Raw genomic sequence first — 15,633 nt, 5'->3', positions numbered from 1 at the left:
ATGACTAAACATCAATTTCCTCTGGTTGCCGACAACGAGCCAATCATTGACTTACCAAGGAAAATGTACTTGTATGAAAATGAAGATTTAATATCTAATATTCATGGTTTTTATCAAGACAAAGATTATACTGCTATTGCATTGGAAGACCAAAGTACATCTCACAACCAAAATCCTTCTAATCATCTAGCAGCAGAGGACGAAGGGCGTAGCTATGCTGAAGAGGCACGCAAGCGAGCACGAGAAGACCTAAAGGCTAAACGACAAGCTCATATTGCCAAGGAAATGTCTTTTTCTACCAAGCCCACTTATCGAAAGCCAAGTTGTCAAACGATTAAAGAACCTAAGAAGGAGATCTCTAAGATCCCTAAGAGGGACAATAAATGGAGTCGCTTGACAGAAAAACTGCATCAGGATGCTTATATCTTAGCGGAACTTCCTAAACATTATAAGGAACCAAAGCAGGCAGCAGCAGACAAAAATCAAAAAAATAGCTACGAATTTCTTAAACGCAGTCAAATATACAATAATAAAGAAACACGAGTGCAAAGAGAAAAAACAATTGCTCAAGAGTTGAATTTAACAAGACTTGAGGAACAAAATTAACATAAAGAACAAGATTTGGGTTAAAAAGGAGTCAAAATGTCAAAAACCTATCATTTTATTGGAATTAAAGGATCTGGAATGAGTGCCTTGGCACTTATGTTGCACCAAATGGGACATAAGGTTCAAGGAAGCGATGTCGAAAAATATTACTTTACACAAAGAGGTTTAGAGCAAGCCGGCATTGAAGTTAAAGCATTCAGTCCAGATAATATTTCTGAAGGAATGGAAATCATTGCAGGAAATGCCTTTCGTGAAGATAATAATGAAGAACTTGCTTTTGCTATTCAAAATAAGATTCCTTTTAAACGCTATCATGAATTTTTAGGTGATTTTATGAAACAGTTCACCAGTTTTGGTGTGGCTGGTGCACATGGGAAAACCTCAACAACTGGTTTACTTTCCCATGTTATGAAGAACATCACAGATACTTCTTACCTGATTGGTGATGGTACAGGAAGAGGATCGGCAAATGCCCAATACTTTGTATTTGAATCTGACGAGTATGAACGTCATTTCATGCCCTACCATCCTGAGTATTCTATCATTACAAATATTGACTTTGACCACCCTGATTATTTCACTGGATTAGAAGATGTCTTTAACGCCTTTAATGAGTATGCAAAACAAGTTAAAAAGGCCTTGTTTGTCTACGGAGAGGACCCTAAGCTGAGACAAATTAAAGCCAATGCTCCTATTTATTACTATGGTTTTGAAGAAGGAAATGATTTTATTGCAGCCGACATCACCAGAACCATAAACGGCTCTGATTTCAATGTCAAACATGAAGGCCAAATCATTGGTTCTTTTCATGTTCCGGCATATGGCCGCCACAATATTCTAAATGCTACCGCAGTCATTGCCAATTTATATACAGCCGGTATTGATATGAAGCTTGTAGCTGAACATATGAAGACCTTTGCAGGAGTAAAACGTCGCTTCACTGAAAAAATTATCAACGAGACCATCATCATTGACGATTTTGCTCATCACCCAACAGAGATTATGGCCACAATTGACGCTGCTAGGCAAAAGTACCCAAGTAAAGAAATTGTAGCTATTTTCCAACCACATACTTTTACAAGAACAATCGCTCTGCTGGATGAGTTTGCACAGGCCTTGAACGAGGCTGACAGTGTCTATCTGGCTCAGATCTATGGCTCAGCCAGAGAGGTTGACCACGGTGATGTAAAAGTTGAAGACCTGAAAGAAAAAATTATAAAATCTTCAAAAGTGATTACAGTGGAAAATGTGTCCCCTTTATTAGACCATGAAGACGCAGTCTATGTCTTTATGGGAGCAGGAGACATTCAATTGTACGAACGTTCCTTTGAAGAACTCTTAGCTAACTTAACAAAAAATAATCAATAGTAAATTTCCTGCCTTAGGCAGGTTTTCTCGTCGTAAGGGGGTTATCCTATGTTAATTAGAAATGTTCAACAAAAAGATTGGGAAGATATTTATCGTATTGAAAAAGATAATTTTGTGGATGGGGAGGCAGCGACAGCTGAAGCTATTGAAGAAAGAACCAGACTTATTGCAGACACCTTTTTAGTTGCTTGCATAGATGAGAAAGTTGTAGCCTATATAGAGGGTCCAGTAGTTGACCAGCCCCTTCTAGAAGATAGTCTCTTTCACAGTATTTCGCCCAATCAAAAAGAATCTGGCTATATAGCAATTACCAGCTTGTCTGTCCATAAAGACTTCCATAAACAAGGGCTGGGAACAGCACTGATAGCAGCTATGAAGGATTTGGCTATTTGCCAAGGACGCTTGGGCATTGTCCTAACCTGCCATGATTATTTGATACCTTACTATGAAATGAATAATTTTACTAATCTCGGATTGTCTACATCCAAGCATGGAGGGGCTGTCTGGTATGATATGCTATGGAAAAATCCAGAAAAGGAGCAAAAAATGTAATTTTATTACATATGAGTAACAAATCGACCAGATTATTGCTTTTATCACCTTTTTAAGTTATAATTGCGTTTGATTATGTTTAGGAGGAATCACCTTGACCGATTTTAGAGATGATGAGCGAAAGGCTCAGCAAAAATTAAGTTTTAAAGAGCAAATTTTGGCTGAGTTGGAAAGAGCTAATCACATTCGAAAAGAAAAAGAGGAAGAGCTTCTTCGACAAGATTTAAAGGAAGAAGAATTACGTCTAAAGCAGATAGAAGCTAGAGAAGCTGCTCAAAAGACTGTTCAACTTTATAAAGAGTATCAGCAAGAAATCTCAAACTCCTATTCCCCTTTAAATCCTAGAAAATCAGGCAGACCTGAAAAAGCTGATAAAAAAAGCGCTTTTAGCGAAACCTCAACAGATCCTAACAGTGACAGCAAGCCTTTTGTCTCTGAATGGACAAGTAAGCAAGATGACATTGATTATTCGAAGACCATTGCCTTTACCCCTATCAACTTGACTGAGTCAGAGACAGAAGAAATGACTATAAGCCAAAGGAAAAAAGAAGAACAAGCTTCTAATAAGGAAGACCAGGGTCAAAATGCTAGTGACCAGCCCAAAACAGCAACTTTACAAAGGGACTTCGTGCGAAATAATCACTTGAAACGACAAAGGGCAGACCGAATGGCAAAGAAAATTTCGACAATACTGATCTCATCTCTTTTGTTAATCTTACTTTTAGTTGCTCTGATAGGAACATTGTTTGTCTATCGTGCCATTAATCCAGTAAATCAAAAAGATGATCGATTTGTACAAGTGGAAATACCAGCAGGTTCTGGTAATAAAATCATTGGACAGGTACTTGAAGAAAAGGGCCTTATAAAGAGCAGTACCGTTTTTAATTTTTATACAAAATTTAAAAACTATACTAATTTCCAAAGTGGTTATTATAACTTGCAAAAGAGCATGTCCTTGGAAGAAATTGCTAAAACCTTACAAAGAGGGGGAACTGCCCAGCCTACAAAACCAGTTTTAGGCAAGATATTAATCCCTGAAGGTTACACTATTAGACAAATAGCAAAAGCTGTTCAAGATAATGCTAATACAAAATCAAGTAAAGATAAGACGCCATTTAAGTCAAAAGAATTCTTAGATACAATAGAAGATGACGCCTTTATCAAGGAAATGGTCAAAAAGTATCCACGTCTTTTATCAAGCATACCTAAAAAGTCAGAAGCTAAATATCAGCTTGAGGGCTACTTATTCCCAGCTACCTATAATTACTACAAAGAATCTTCTATAAAAGATGTTGTTGATGAAATGCTTGCAACAACAGATGCGACCCTGGCTCCTTACTATGATAAGATTAATGCCAGCGGAAAAACAGTTAATGAAGTTCTAACCCTAGCTTCCCTAGTTGAAAAAGAAGGTTCTACTGATGAAGATAGGCGTGATATTGCTAGTGTCTTTTATAACCGTCTGAATAATGGTATGGCACTACAATCTAACATCGCTATCCTTTATGCAATGGATAAACTTGGAGACAAGACGACCTTAGCTGAGGATGCAGGGATTGATACGACAATCAAATCTCCTTATAATATATATACCCATACTGGTCTTATGCCTGGACCTGTTGACAGTCCGGGAGTATCTGCTATAGATGCAACTGTAAAACCAGCAAATACTGATTATCTATATTTCGTTGCCAATGTTCACAGCGGTGAAGTTCACTATGCTAAAACCTATGAAGAACATTCAGCAAATGTCCAAAAATATGTTAATAATCAAATTGAGTAGAACAAACATGGTGCCTTAGCACCATGTTTGTATTTCTGAAATCAAAAAAATGAAAAGAGAAAAAATAATGGCTGAAAAAACTTATCCTATGACAGAAACTGAAAAACACCAATTAGAACAGGAATTAGAGGACTTAAAATTAGTTCGTCGTCCTGAAATCGTTGAACGTATTAAAATTGCGAGATCTTATGGGGATCTATCTGAAAACTCAGAATACGATGCTGCTAAAGATGAGCAAGCCTTTGTAGAAGGACAAATTTCTACCCTAGAAACAAAACTTCGCTACGCTGAAATTATTGATAGTGACGCCGTTGCTAAAGATGAAGTTGCTATTGGAAAAACGGTTGTCGTTCAAGAAGTTGGAACAAGTGACAAAGACACTTACCATATTGTAGGTGCTGCTGGAGCAGATGTCTTCTCTGGGAAAATTTCTAATGAAAGTCCTATAGCCCAAGCCCTTATTGGTAAAAGAAAAGGTGATAAAGCAACCATTGAATCACCAGCAGCAACCTATGAGGTTGAAATTGTTAAGGTTGAAAAAACAAAATAAGAAGGTGGCTGAGAGAGTCAGCCCTTTTTATTTGCATCAAAAAATTCCTCAGCTAATGAAAGCTGAGGAATTTTTAATTTACATTTTTACTTACGATTACGTTGTTTTCCTGCATTACGGTTTGTTTTGGTTTTATTAGCGATAATAGCTTTGTTAGCTTGTGGCTTACTAGCTGTTACGTCCTTACGAGGATTTTTTGATTGGTAAGCTTTGGGTGGATTATTTTTATATTCTTCTTCAATTTGTGCGCGTAGTTTTGGTTTTAGAATATAAGTGGTAATCAACTGTTGAATAATACTAAAGAAACCGCCGACTAGCCAATAAAGTCCAACTCCTGCTGGCAAGCTTAGAGTCATGAATGCCATCATAACGGGCATGGTGTACATCATTGTTTTCATCTGAGCCTTTTGCTCTTCTGCAACAGCTTGCATTGACAACCAAGATTGTAGCAGATAAAGCACTGTTATGATACCGGTCAAGAGAAGGCTTCTGCTTCCTAAGTCAATTCCCATAAATTGACTAGTTGAAATCCCCTTGGTATACTGCGCCGCAAAATACATGGCTGAGAAGAAAGGCATTTGAATAAGTAATGGCAGACATCCCATGCCTCCCAGCATATTAATCCCATTTTCACGTTGAGCAGCCATTAATTCAGTTTGGGCAGCCATCTTTTCTTCTTGGGTAGAAGCATTTTTGATACGTTTATTGATAGGTTCAAAAATAGGTTTTAAATAAGCCATCTTTTCAGATTGATAGCTTGCTTTCCATGATTGATAAAGTCCCAATGGTAGGATTAGGGTGCGGACAATAATAGTCACAATGATAATGGCAATCCCAAAGCCTAGACCAACATGGTTGGCGAAATAATCAATAAAATAAGACATGGGTTTTCCAAGATAATCCCAAATCATACCTTTAGGATTTCCGTGTGCATCACGTCCAACACATCCTGTTAGAGTAAAGAGAAGGGATAAGGCCAGCCCCGAGAAGAGAATACGATTTAATTTAATTTTCAATGTTTTTATCCTTTAAAATTTAATATACCAGTCTATTTTACTTTTTTTTTAAGAATTTAACAATAGTTCTATAGACGGATTTTTAATTAGCCATTTTAAAATCATGGTAATCATCAAAGTGCCCCTCTGAAATATCCACAGATGAGACCTTTGCCCATCTGGATGGACCTTTTCGGATTTCTTGAATGAAAAGATTCAGTTTCTTGGCATCAGCTGACTGTGCCAGGATCTCAACTGTGCCGTCATCATTGTTCCAAACTCTACCATAGAGGCCACCAATTTTCATTGCTAAAGCATAGGTTGAATAGCGAAAGCCAACGCCTTGAACTCTTCCGGAAACAACTAAGCGAACTTTTTCCATAGCTTCTCCCTCCTTTTATAGTTTCATTATAGCATAAGTTTTTTAGGGAGAAAAAGAAGGAGAAACATAGCTATTTAAGCTATCAAGTGCCCCTAGACTTGTGGTATAATAAAGCTATGATAATAAGTTCAAAATCAAACCCCTTAATCAAGAACACTAAAAAATTACTGAGAAAAAAATATCGTAAAGAGTCTTACTTAATTGAAGGCTGGCATCTTTTTCAAGAAGCCCTAAATGCAAAGCAGACCTTTGTTCATATCTTTGTCCTAGAAGAACTTGCTGATCGCCTTAATGACCTTGGACCCGTCATCCTAGTAACCCCGGAAGTTCTCAAGGAATTAACAGACTCTCCCACCCCTCAGGGAATAATTGCTGAAGTTGAAATGCCAAGTCAGACCATTAATCCTAAGCCTATGGAGAAAATCTTACTTCTTGAAGATATCCAAGATCCGGGCAATTTAGGAACCATTATTAGAACGGCAGATGCTGCCAATATGGATGCCGTTATTTTATCTGAAAAATGTGCGGATATTTACAACCAGAAAACCTTGCGTTCCATGCAGGGGAGCCATTTTCATATCCCGATCATAAGGACAGATGTTTATGACTATTGTGAAAGGCTTAAAGAATTCTCCTTTCCTATCCTAGCCTCGACCCTATCAGCAGAGTCAAAAAATTACCATAGCTTTGCACATTTAGAAAAATTTGTTCTCGTCATGGGCAATGAAGGCCAAGGGATTAGTGAACAAATGACCCATCTTGCCTCTGATTTTATCCATATTGCAATGCCTGGCCAAGCCGAAAGTTTGAATGTAGCCGTTGCGGCAGGAATCCTTATTTTCAGTTTGATTTAAGCTAATATGGTATAATAGGTCTACGAGGTGATTCTATATGAAATATAAAGAAGATCAAGACTTCATGGAACTTGTTGGTGAACTTATTGATCATCCAAGATTTCAAAAATTAGGAAACATTGTACAGCACCATCATTCTAATAGACTAGAACATTCTATAAATGTTGCTTACACTAGCTATAAAATGGCTAAGCGTTTTGGCTGGGATGCAAGCAGTACAGCGCGTGGTGGCTTATTACACGACTTCTTTTACTATGACTGGCGTGTGACAAAGTTTAATAGAAGCCATGCCTGGGTACACCCTCGCATTGCAGTGCGAAATGCCAGAAAGTTAACAACACTCAATAAAAAAGAAGAAGATATCATTTTGAAGCATATGTGGGGGGCAACAGTGGCATTCCCACGCTATAAAGAAAGTTATATTGTCACAATGGTTGACAAGTATTGGGCCATCAAAGAAGCCGCTACCCCCATGCGCAAGCGCTGGGCCAACCGACGTTTCTTTAAGAGAAAAACATTAAACAGTCATAACCGTTAGAGAAGGAGAAATAATGAACGAAAATGTAATTTACACTCAGACAGATTCAGGATTAAACCAATTTTTTGCTAAAATATATAGCTTAGTTGGAATGGGAGTGGGACTCTCAGCTTTTGTCTCATACCTCATGCTTTATCCATTCAGAGAAAATTTAATTGCTATCATATCAGGAAGACCTTGGGTCTACTTCGGAGCTATCATTATTGAATTGGTGCTAGTCTTTGTTGCTAGTGGCGCAGCCAGAAAAAACACCCCAGCTGCCTTACCTTTATTTTTAGTTTATTCAGCTTTAAATGGTTTTACTTTGAGCTTTATCATCGCAGCCTATGCTAGAACCACAGTTATACAAGCCTTTGTCTCTTCAGCCGCCGTCTTTTTTGCCATGTCTCTCATTGGTGCAAGGACAAAGAGAGATTTAAGTGGTCTTCGTAAGGCAATGTTTGCTGCGCTGATCGGAATAATCATTGCTAGTCTTGTCAATCTCTTTATTGGTAGTGGCATAATGAGTTATGTGATTAGCATTGTTTCTGTCTTAATTTTCTCAGCTTTGATTGCTTCTGATAATCAAATGATAAAAAACGTCTACCAATCAAGGAATGGTCAGGTTGCTGACGGTTGGGCTATTGCCATGGCTTTATCCTTATACCTTGATTTTATTAACTTGTTCATTAGTCTGCTTAGAATTTTTGGTAGCAATGATTAAAAAAGATTAAAGGGCTCTGGCCCTTTTTTGCTGTCTGGACAAGCAAGTGACTCTTTAGAGATAGATTTGACTTGGTATCTAAGAAAAGTATGGAAAAAGTAGAATCAAAGGAAAATGAATAAGTTGCAGTTTGTAAAGTGAGGCTATTTTTGCTATAATAAGAAGAATAAAAAACTAGGAGAAAATATATAAATATGTCTACAGCTATTTGGATTTTATTAGTCATTCTTTCCCTTATCGGAGGACTTTTTGGTGGTGTTTTTATTGCTCGTAAACAGATTGAAAAAGAAATTGGTGAGCATCCGCGTTTAACACCTGAAGCTATTCGTGAGATGATGAGTCAAATGGGTCAAAAACCTAGCGAAGCAAAAATCCAACAAACTTACCGTAATATTGTCAAACAATCTAAGCTTGCAGCAAGCAAAGGTAAAAAATAAAGGAAATAGGAATGCATGCAGTAGCTGCATGTGTAAAAAGTGAACAGTCATTGAGATTAAAAGTGGGTAACTTTTATATTTTCGATTAGATTTGTCAACTGTTCAGAGTTCAAAGAAAAACTCAGTTGGCTCTTACCAACTGGGTTTTTATATACGTTAATGAGGAAAAACGCTATGGATAATAGGCCAATAGGTTTTTTGGATTCCGGAGTAGGTGGTTTAACAGTTGTAAGAGAACTGATGCGCCAACTACCTTATGAAAATATAGTATACATAGGAGATTCTGCCCGTGCTCCTTATGGACCAAGACCTGCCCAACAAATTAGAGAATACACTTGGCAACTCGTCAATTTTCTACTAACAAAAGATGTAAAAATGATTGTTTTTGCTTGTAATACTGCAACAGCTGTTGTCTGGGAAGAAGTGAAAGAGGCTTTATCCATCCCAGTTTTAGGAGTTATCTTACCTGGTGCTAGCGCAGCGATCAAAATAACTCAAAATGGTAAGGTGGGAGTTATTGGAACACCGATGACAGTGTCCTCGGACATTTACCGACAAAAGATCCAACTACTAGCACCTCAAGTGGATGTGATTAGCTTAGCTTGTCCTAAATTTGTTCCCATAGTGGAATCCAATGAAATACAATCAAGTGTGGCCAAAAAAATTGTCTACCAGACCCTATCTCCCTTAGTTGGTAAGGTGGACACCTTAGTTTTAGGCTGTACCCACTATCCTCTTTTACGTCCCATTATTCAGAATGTTATGGGATCGTCTGTGACCTTAATTGATAGCGGAGCTGAGTGCATTCGGGATGTGTCAGTCTTACTGAATTATTTTCAAATCAATTCAAGTAGGCATGATGCTATTGCTAACCACAGTTTTTACACAACAGCAGCAAGTGAAAGTTTTCAGATTATAGCCAATAATTGGTTAGACAAAAAAATAAATGTGGAGCATGTAGATTTATGAGTGAAAAAATTTACGAATATAAAGATGAAGACAACTGGTTTATTGGCAGGTGGAACGGCTATAACAGCCTTGAAACACTTGGTGGTCTCATTGATGAGAGCCTAAGCTGCCTCAACCAACAATTGTCATCTCTTAATTGCAATGACATCGAAAAATGTGATTGGGAGAGTTTGGGTTATGCTGTAACGGTTATCAATAGAAAATCTGACTACCTCTTGATAAGTTTTGTTTTGGATATGATTAATCAAGAGACAGGCAGAAAACTCAAAGCCATCAGACATGAAAAGGCCGTCTTAATAGTTGAAAATGAGACTTTACTATTAGTTATTATTCCTGAAAAAGGGATTGCCTTGGATGATTTTATGGCAGGGCAAAAAGTCCAAACACAAGAGACCATTTTAATTGCAACCCATAATAAGGGTAAAACCAAAGAATTTACTCATATTTTTGGTGCCTTAGGATATAAGGTAGAAGACTTAAATGCCCATCCTGAATTACCTGAGGTAGAAGAAACCGGCATGACTTTTGAAGAAAATGCTCGATTGAAAGCAGAAACCATCTGCCAACTGACAGGTAAGATGGTCTTAGCAGATGATTCCGGCCTAAAGGTGGATGCTCTGGGTGGCTTACCTGGAGTTTGGTCAGCACGTTTTTCAGCTCCAGAAGCCACGGATGCTAAAAACAATGCCAAGCTGCTGCATGAATTGGCCATGGTCTTTGAACAAAAGGACCGTTCAGCGCAGTTTCATACAACCTTAGTCTTAGCTGCTCCAAAGAGAGAAAGTTTAGTGGTTGAAGCAGAATGGGCTGGTTATATAGCGACGCAAGCCAAAGGACAAAATGGCTTTGGCTATGATCCTTTATTTATAGTTGGAGAAACAGGACGTCATGCGGCTGAGTTATCAGCTGAAGAAAAAAATAAGCTTTCACACAGAGGACAGGCTGTTAAAAAATTAGTGGAGGTGCTTCCGTCATGGTTAGCAAAACAATAATTGTCATGAGTGACTCACATGGCGATCGAGAAATCGTTCAAGCCATCAAGGATCGCTATCTTGGAAAGGTTGATGCTATTTTTCACAATGGTGATTCTGAATTGAAAAGTTCAGATCCTATTTGGGAAGGTATTAGAGTTGTTTCTGGGAATTGCGACTATGATAATGGTTATCCTGATAAGCTCCTTACAAAAGTAGGTGATTTTATGATTGCCCAAACCCATGGACATTTACAACATATTAATTTCACTTGGGATAAATTGGATTACTTTGCCCAGGAAACTAATGCAGATATTTGTCTATATGGTCATTTGCACCGTCCAGCAGCATGGAAAGCTGGAAAAACAATTTTTATGAGTCCAGGAAGTGTTTCACAACCTAGAGGAGAGATCAATGAAAAATTGTATGCTCGACTATTACTTTCTGATCAGACTGTTAAATTGGATTACTTTGACCGTCAGCATCAGATTTATTCAGAACTCTCTGAGGAATTTAAGCGATGATTGCAAAAGAATTCGAAACATTTATACTACAACATTTGGATAGCTACCTTATACCGGCTGATAATTTAGCTATTTTTATAGATACACATAAGGCTGACCACGTCATGTTGCTTCTTGTTAACAACGGTTATTCTAGGGTTCCTGTTATTACAAAAGATAAGATCTATAAGGGAACCATTAGTATTTCTGATATTTTGAATTATCAAGGAAAACACCAATTAACGGATTGGGAGATGACGCAGACCGACATTGGTGAAATTGTCAATACGAAAATCGAGTCCTTGTTGCAGACAGCTAGCCTGACAGTGATCATGCATAAACTTGTGGAATTTCCCTTTTTACCTGTTGTAGATGACCAGCAACAATTTATGGGCATTATTACTAGAAAGTCAATTTTAAAGGCCGTCAATAGTTTATTGCACGACTTTACAGATGATTATACAATAATAAAAAGATGATTGAGTACATAGCCTTATTTTTAGAAGAAAAAAGTGTATCAGAGAGTACAAAAAAATCATATACTTATGATTTGCGGCAGTTTCTTCATGTGATTGAAAATAGTTTGAGTCAGGAAAAGCTTACTTTATATAAAAAAAGTCTGGCTTCCCTAAGCCCTTCAGCAAGGAAGCGAAAGTATTCTACTGTTAATCAGTTTCTCTTATTTTTATATCAGAGGCGCTATTGTCAGGATTATTATCAATTGGATGAAAAAATTAGGCTTGGCCATGCTAAAAAAAGAAAAAGTGAACCTTTAGATCCTTCAATTTTTCATACGGGTAGTCAAAATCAAGTGGGACAGCTCATAGCCTTATTGATAAGTGAGTTAGGTCTATTACCTAATGAAATTGCCAGATTAAAAACCAGTGATTATGATCCTACTTTTCATATTTTAAAGGTAGAATCTCAGCAGACAGTTCGCATCTTACGCCTGTCCAAAGTTTTGGTATCATTTTTAGATAAGACTGTTAATGAAAAGCAGCTTTACCTTTTTGACAAAGAAGGTCACCCCTATTCCAGACAATGGTTTTTTAATCACTTGAAAGCTTATTTTACTGAAATTGGGCTTGCCGACTATTCAGCACAAAAGCTGCGTGAACAATTTATTTTAAAAGAAGTTAATGCTGGAAAAACGATGATTCAGTTAAGTCAAGAATTAGGCTTAAAAAGCCCTATTACACTAGAGAAGTATTATAGAACCTAATGGATATAAAATTAAAAGATTTTGAGGGCCCGCTAGATTTACTTTTGCATCTGGTCTCTAAATACCAAGTGGATATTTACGAGGTTCCTATTGTAGAAGTTATTGAACAATATTTGTCCTACATAGAAACCTTGCATAGCATGAAGTTGGAAGTGGCTGGTGAATACATGCTCATGGCTAGCCAATTGATGTTAATTAAGAGTAGAAGACTACTGCCTAAAATGGTTGAAGCCCAGGATGATGACATTGATCCTGAACAGGATTTACTTAGTAAAATTGAAGAATATAGTCAATTTAAAGCCTTGAGTCAAGAATTGGCCAAACAACATGACAAACGTGCACAGTACTTTTCAAAACCTAAGCTAGAATTAGTCTATGAAGATTCTGTTTTGGCTGAGGATAAGACCGTTACAGATCTCTTTCTGGCTTTTTCAAAGATAATTACTCTTAAACAAGAAGAATTTAAAAACAGCCATACTGTTATTGAAAGAGAAGACTTTAGGATCGAGGATATGATGCAATTTCTAGAAGAAAAACTACAAGTTGCTAGCTATATTAGGTTAAAAACAGTCTTTAAAGATTGTACCAGTATTAATGAGGTCATTACCCTATTTTTAGCAAGTCTAGAATTGATTAAGATCCAAGAAATTATTGTTGAACAAGAAACTAATTTTGGTGATATTATTCTAAGAAAGGGAGCTTAATGTCTTATTTATCTAAAGTTGAAGCTTTGCTTTTTGTAGCAGGCGAAGAGGGTCTAAGTTTAAGACAGTTGGCTACTTTAATCAGTTTAAGCCCAACAGCCTTGCAACAACAGCTTGAAAAATTAGCAGAAAAATACAAGAATGATCCGGACTCGGCCCTCTTTTTATTAGAGTCGTCTCAGACCTATAAATTAGTGACAAAAGATTCCCATGCAGAACTTCTAAGGAGCTTTGCCAAGACTCCCATCAATCAGAGTTTATCACGCGCTAGCCTTGAGGTATTGTCTATAGTGGCCTATAAACAGCCCATAACTAGGGTGGAAATTGATGACATCAGAGGAGTTAATTCCAGTGGAGCCCTCAGTAAACTGCTTGCTTTTGAGTTGATCAAGGAAGCTGGTAAAAAAGAAGTGATTGGACGACCAAATCTCTATGTGACAAGTGATTATTTTCTGGATTTTATGGGGATCAATCATTTAGACGATTTAATAGATGTCTCTGAAGTGGAAATAGATAATGAAGAATCAGAATTATTCCAGAATAATGATTAGTCTTCTAAGACCTTAAAAAAAGAAAAGAGAAAATATGAGAATTAATAAATACATTGCCCATGCAGGTGTTGCCAGTAGACGTAAGGCGGAAGAATTGATTAGAGCAGGACTTGTAACCTTGAATGGACAGGTGATTTCTGACTTAGCCACAACAGTTAAATCAGGAGACCGTGTAGAAGTTGAAGGGAGTCCCATCTACAACGAAGAGAAGGTCTACTACCTGCTTAATAAACCAAGAGGCGTTATTTCTAGTGTTTCAGATGACAAGGGAAGAAAGACAGTCATAGACTGTTTACCACAAGTAAAAGAACGTATTTATCCTGTGGGACGTTTAGACTGGGATACATCGGGATTATTGATCCTAACCAATGATGGTGATTTCACAGATAAAATGATTCACCCTCGAAATGAAATTGATAAGGTTTACCTGGCGCGTGTCAAAGGGATTGCTACCAAGGAAAATCTGCGCCCCTTAACCAGAGGGATCCTGATTGATGGTAAAAAGACCAAACCAGCCCGTTATAACATTATCCGTGTTGAAGCTGATAAAAACAGATCCATTGTTGAGTTAACAATCCATGAAGGACGTAATCACCAGGTTAAGAAGATGTTTGAAGCAGTTGGCTTGCTGGTGGATAAATTATCCAGAACACAGTTTGGAACTCTTGATTTGACAGGCCTAAGACCTGGAGAAGCCCGCCGATTATCAAAGAAAGAAGTTAGTCAGTTGCATAATGCAGCAAACACAAATAAATGATTAAAAAGATATTAATTGCCCCCGTCTTGTGGTATCAAAAGTTTATTTCCCCTCTTTTTCCGCCCACTTGCCGCTATCGGCCCACTTGTTCGGCTTATATGATTACTGCCATTGAAAAACATGGTGCCAAAGGTGTCCTGATGGGAATTGCCCGGATTTTAAGGTGTCATCCCTTTGTAGAGGGGGGAGATGATCCAGTTCCTGACAAATTTACCCTAAAACGTCAAAAAAATAGTTAGTTTATCAGTTTTTTTCCTTAAAATCATTGACAAAGAGGCACAAAGTGCTATAATAGCAAATAAGAATTCGTTGGTTTAAATCAAACCTGTTATGATTTAAGTTAGCGAATCACCGCCAACCACATTGTTTGCTGAGCTTGACTCCGGGCAGTGTGGTTTTTTGATGACCTGATAAAGAAAGTAAAAAGTGATAAGTGATATGGTAGAAACAAACTTGAGCCCAGCCAATGGAAGAAACCACGTGGTTCTCTTTCAGCCACAGATCCCACAAAATACTGGCAACATAGCAAGAACCTGTGCTGCAACCAATGCTCCCTTACATATTATTAGGCCTATGGGCTTTCCTATTGATGATCGGAAGATGAAGCGAGCTGGCTTGGACTACTGGGATAAACTGGAACTTTATTTCTATGATAGCTTAGAGGATTTCCTTGAAAGTTGTTCAGGAAAACTCCATGTGATTAGTAAATTTGCTGAAAAAGTCTATTCTGAGGAGAATTATAATGATGGCTTAGAACATTATTTCCTTTTTGGAAGAGAAGATAAGGGCCTACCTGAAATATTTATGAGACAAGAAGCTGATAAGGCTCTTAGGATACCTATGAATGATCAACATGTCCGTAGTTTAAACCTGTCTAACACGGTTTGTATGATTGTTTATGAAGCCTTGAAGCAGCAGTCCTTTCAGGGCTTGGAACTAAGCCACACCTATGAACATGATAAATTAAAGTGAAGCAAGATTTCTATCTTTGCTTTTTTTATTTAATCAAAGAACTTGATATGTAGGAGTAAATTTGCTATCCTATAGGTGTCTTCAGGGCAGGGTGTAATTCCCGACCGGCGGTGACTGAGTTATCAGAAGTCCGCGAGCGCAAGCTGATGTGGTGTGAATCCACAACCGACAGTAAAGTCTGGATGGGAGAAGACCGGGTTTTTTTGAGTACCTTTT

At 37.7% G+C, this 15,633-nt stretch carries 21 protein-coding genes and 1 riboswitch; of the genes, 19 read left to right on the top strand and 2 right to left on the bottom strand.

What is annotated here, in order from left to right; translation table 11 throughout:
- From zapJ to greA, 5 genes are all read left to right on the top strand, one after another.
- Nucleotides 1-606, top strand: a complete 606-nt coding sequence (gene zapJ / locus HBN42_RS07250) for a divisome accessory protein ZapJ (protein ID WP_165994399.1) — start codon at nt 1-3, stop codon at nt 604-606.
- Between the two features lie 36 nt (nt 607-642).
- On the top strand, nt 643-1,974 hold the full coding sequence (murC, locus tag HBN42_RS07245) for a UDP-N-acetylmuramate--L-alanine ligase (RefSeq protein ID WP_165994398.1): 1,332 nt from the start codon (nt 643-645) through the stop codon (nt 1,972-1,974).
- Between the two features lie 48 nt (nt 1,975-2,022).
- Nucleotides 2,023-2,526, top strand: a complete 504-nt coding sequence (locus HBN42_RS07240; protein ID WP_165994397.1) for a GNAT family N-acetyltransferase — start codon at nt 2,023-2,025, stop codon at nt 2,524-2,526.
- A gap of 94 nt (nt 2,527-2,620) precedes the next feature.
- Nucleotides 2,621-4,309, top strand: a complete 1,689-nt coding sequence (gene mltG / locus HBN42_RS07235) for an endolytic transglycosylase MltG (protein WP_165994396.1) — start codon at nt 2,621-2,623, stop codon at nt 4,307-4,309.
- 67 nt (nt 4,310-4,376) lie between these two features.
- On the top strand, nt 4,377-4,859 hold the full coding sequence (greA, locus tag HBN42_RS07230) for a transcription elongation factor GreA (protein WP_165994395.1): 483 nt from the start codon (nt 4,377-4,379) through the stop codon (nt 4,857-4,859).
- An 86-nt stretch (nt 4,860-4,945) separates the two neighbouring features.
- Here the strand turns inward: greA and yidC are convergent, their stop codons facing one another.
- Nucleotides 4,946-5,875, bottom strand: a complete 930-nt coding sequence (yidC, locus tag HBN42_RS07225; RefSeq protein WP_165994394.1) for a membrane protein insertase YidC — start codon at nt 5,873-5,875, stop codon at nt 4,946-4,948.
- 82 nt (nt 5,876-5,957) lie between these two features.
- On the bottom strand, nt 5,958-6,236 hold the full coding sequence (locus HBN42_RS07220; RefSeq protein ID WP_165994393.1) for an acylphosphatase: 279 nt from the start codon (nt 6,234-6,236) through the stop codon (nt 5,958-5,960).
- A gap of 116 nt (nt 6,237-6,352) precedes the next feature.
- Between HBN42_RS07220 and HBN42_RS07215 the strand changes: the two genes are divergently transcribed.
- The 14 genes from HBN42_RS07215 to HBN42_RS07150 all read left to right on the top strand — a co-directional run bounded on the left by HBN42_RS07215 (nt 6,353) and on the right by HBN42_RS07150 (nt 15,417).
- Nucleotides 6,353-7,090, top strand: coding sequence for a TrmH family RNA methyltransferase (locus tag HBN42_RS07215; RefSeq protein ID WP_165994392.1), 738 nt, complete (start codon nt 6,353-6,355; stop codon nt 7,088-7,090).
- A 37-nt stretch (nt 7,091-7,127) separates the two neighbouring features.
- The gene (locus tag HBN42_RS07210) at nt 7,128-7,628 is read left to right on the top strand and encodes an HD domain-containing protein (protein ID WP_165994391.1); all 501 of its coding nucleotides are present in this window, start codon (nt 7,128-7,130) and stop codon (nt 7,626-7,628) included.
- A 13-nt stretch (nt 7,629-7,641) separates the two neighbouring features.
- The gene (locus tag HBN42_RS07205) at nt 7,642-8,331 is read left to right on the top strand and encodes a Bax inhibitor-1/YccA family protein (RefSeq protein WP_165994390.1); all 690 of its coding nucleotides are present in this window, start codon (nt 7,642-7,644) and stop codon (nt 8,329-8,331) included.
- A gap of 194 nt (nt 8,332-8,525) precedes the next feature.
- Complete coding sequence (locus HBN42_RS07200; protein WP_165994389.1) at nt 8,526-8,768, top strand: YneF family protein; 243 nt, start codon at nt 8,526-8,528, stop codon at nt 8,766-8,768.
- 174 nt (nt 8,769-8,942) lie between these two features.
- Complete coding sequence (gene racE, locus HBN42_RS07195) at nt 8,943-9,737, top strand: glutamate racemase (protein ID WP_165994388.1); 795 nt, start codon at nt 8,943-8,945, stop codon at nt 9,735-9,737.
- Complete coding sequence (locus HBN42_RS07190) at nt 9,734-10,729, top strand: nucleoside-triphosphate diphosphatase (protein WP_165994387.1); 996 nt, start codon at nt 9,734-9,736, stop codon at nt 10,727-10,729. Before racE ends, HBN42_RS07190 begins: the two co-directional genes overlap by 4 nt.
- On the top strand, nt 10,711-11,232 hold the full coding sequence (locus tag HBN42_RS07185; RefSeq protein ID WP_165994386.1) for a metallophosphoesterase: 522 nt from the start codon (nt 10,711-10,713) through the stop codon (nt 11,230-11,232). The genes HBN42_RS07190 and HBN42_RS07185 overlap by 19 nt, the downstream gene beginning before the upstream one ends.
- Nucleotides 11,229-11,690 (top strand): cyclic-di-AMP-binding protein CbpB, encoded by a 462-nt coding sequence (cbpB, locus tag HBN42_RS07180; RefSeq protein ID WP_165994385.1) that lies wholly within the window; start codon nt 11,229-11,231, stop codon nt 11,688-11,690. The genes HBN42_RS07185 and cbpB overlap by 4 nt, the downstream gene beginning before the upstream one ends.
- Nucleotides 11,687-12,433, top strand: a complete 747-nt coding sequence (gene xerD / locus HBN42_RS07175; protein ID WP_165994384.1) for a site-specific tyrosine recombinase XerD — start codon at nt 11,687-11,689, stop codon at nt 12,431-12,433. Before cbpB ends, xerD begins: the two co-directional genes overlap by 4 nt.
- Nucleotides 12,433-13,137, top strand: coding sequence for a segregation/condensation protein A (locus tag HBN42_RS07170; protein WP_165994383.1), 705 nt, complete (start codon nt 12,433-12,435; stop codon nt 13,135-13,137). Before xerD ends, HBN42_RS07170 begins: the two co-directional genes overlap by 1 nt.
- The gene (scpB, locus tag HBN42_RS07165; RefSeq protein ID WP_165994382.1) at nt 13,137-13,688 is read left to right on the top strand and encodes an SMC-Scp complex subunit ScpB; all 552 of its coding nucleotides are present in this window, start codon (nt 13,137-13,139) and stop codon (nt 13,686-13,688) included. Before HBN42_RS07170 ends, scpB begins: the two co-directional genes overlap by 1 nt.
- Nucleotides 13,689-13,722: 34 nt before the next feature.
- Entirely contained in the window at nt 13,723-14,445 is a 723-nt protein-coding gene (locus HBN42_RS07160; protein WP_165994381.1) for a pseudouridine synthase, read from the top strand.
- Nucleotides 14,445-14,684, top strand: coding sequence for a membrane protein insertion efficiency factor YidD (yidD, locus tag HBN42_RS07155; protein WP_328804290.1), 240 nt, complete (start codon nt 14,445-14,447; stop codon nt 14,682-14,684). Before HBN42_RS07160 ends, yidD begins: the two co-directional genes overlap by 1 nt.
- A 199-nt stretch (nt 14,685-14,883) precedes the next feature.
- Nucleotides 14,884-15,417 (top strand): tRNA (cytidine(34)-2'-O)-methyltransferase, encoded by a 534-nt coding sequence (locus tag HBN42_RS07150; RefSeq protein ID WP_165994379.1) that lies wholly within the window; start codon nt 14,884-14,886, stop codon nt 15,415-15,417.
- A gap of 73 nt (nt 15,418-15,490) precedes the next feature.
- A riboswitch (FMN riboswitch) is annotated at nt 15,491-15,615 on the top strand.
- The last annotated feature ends 18 nt before the right edge of the window (nt 15,616-15,633 follow it).

Origin of the sequence: Streptococcus catagoni (genome assembly GCF_011421425.1) — a bacterium.
GTDB classification, from domain to species: Bacteria; Bacillota; Bacilli; order Lactobacillales; family Streptococcaceae; genus Streptococcus; species Streptococcus catagoni.
This window is presented reverse-complemented; position numbering and strand designations above follow the sequence as displayed.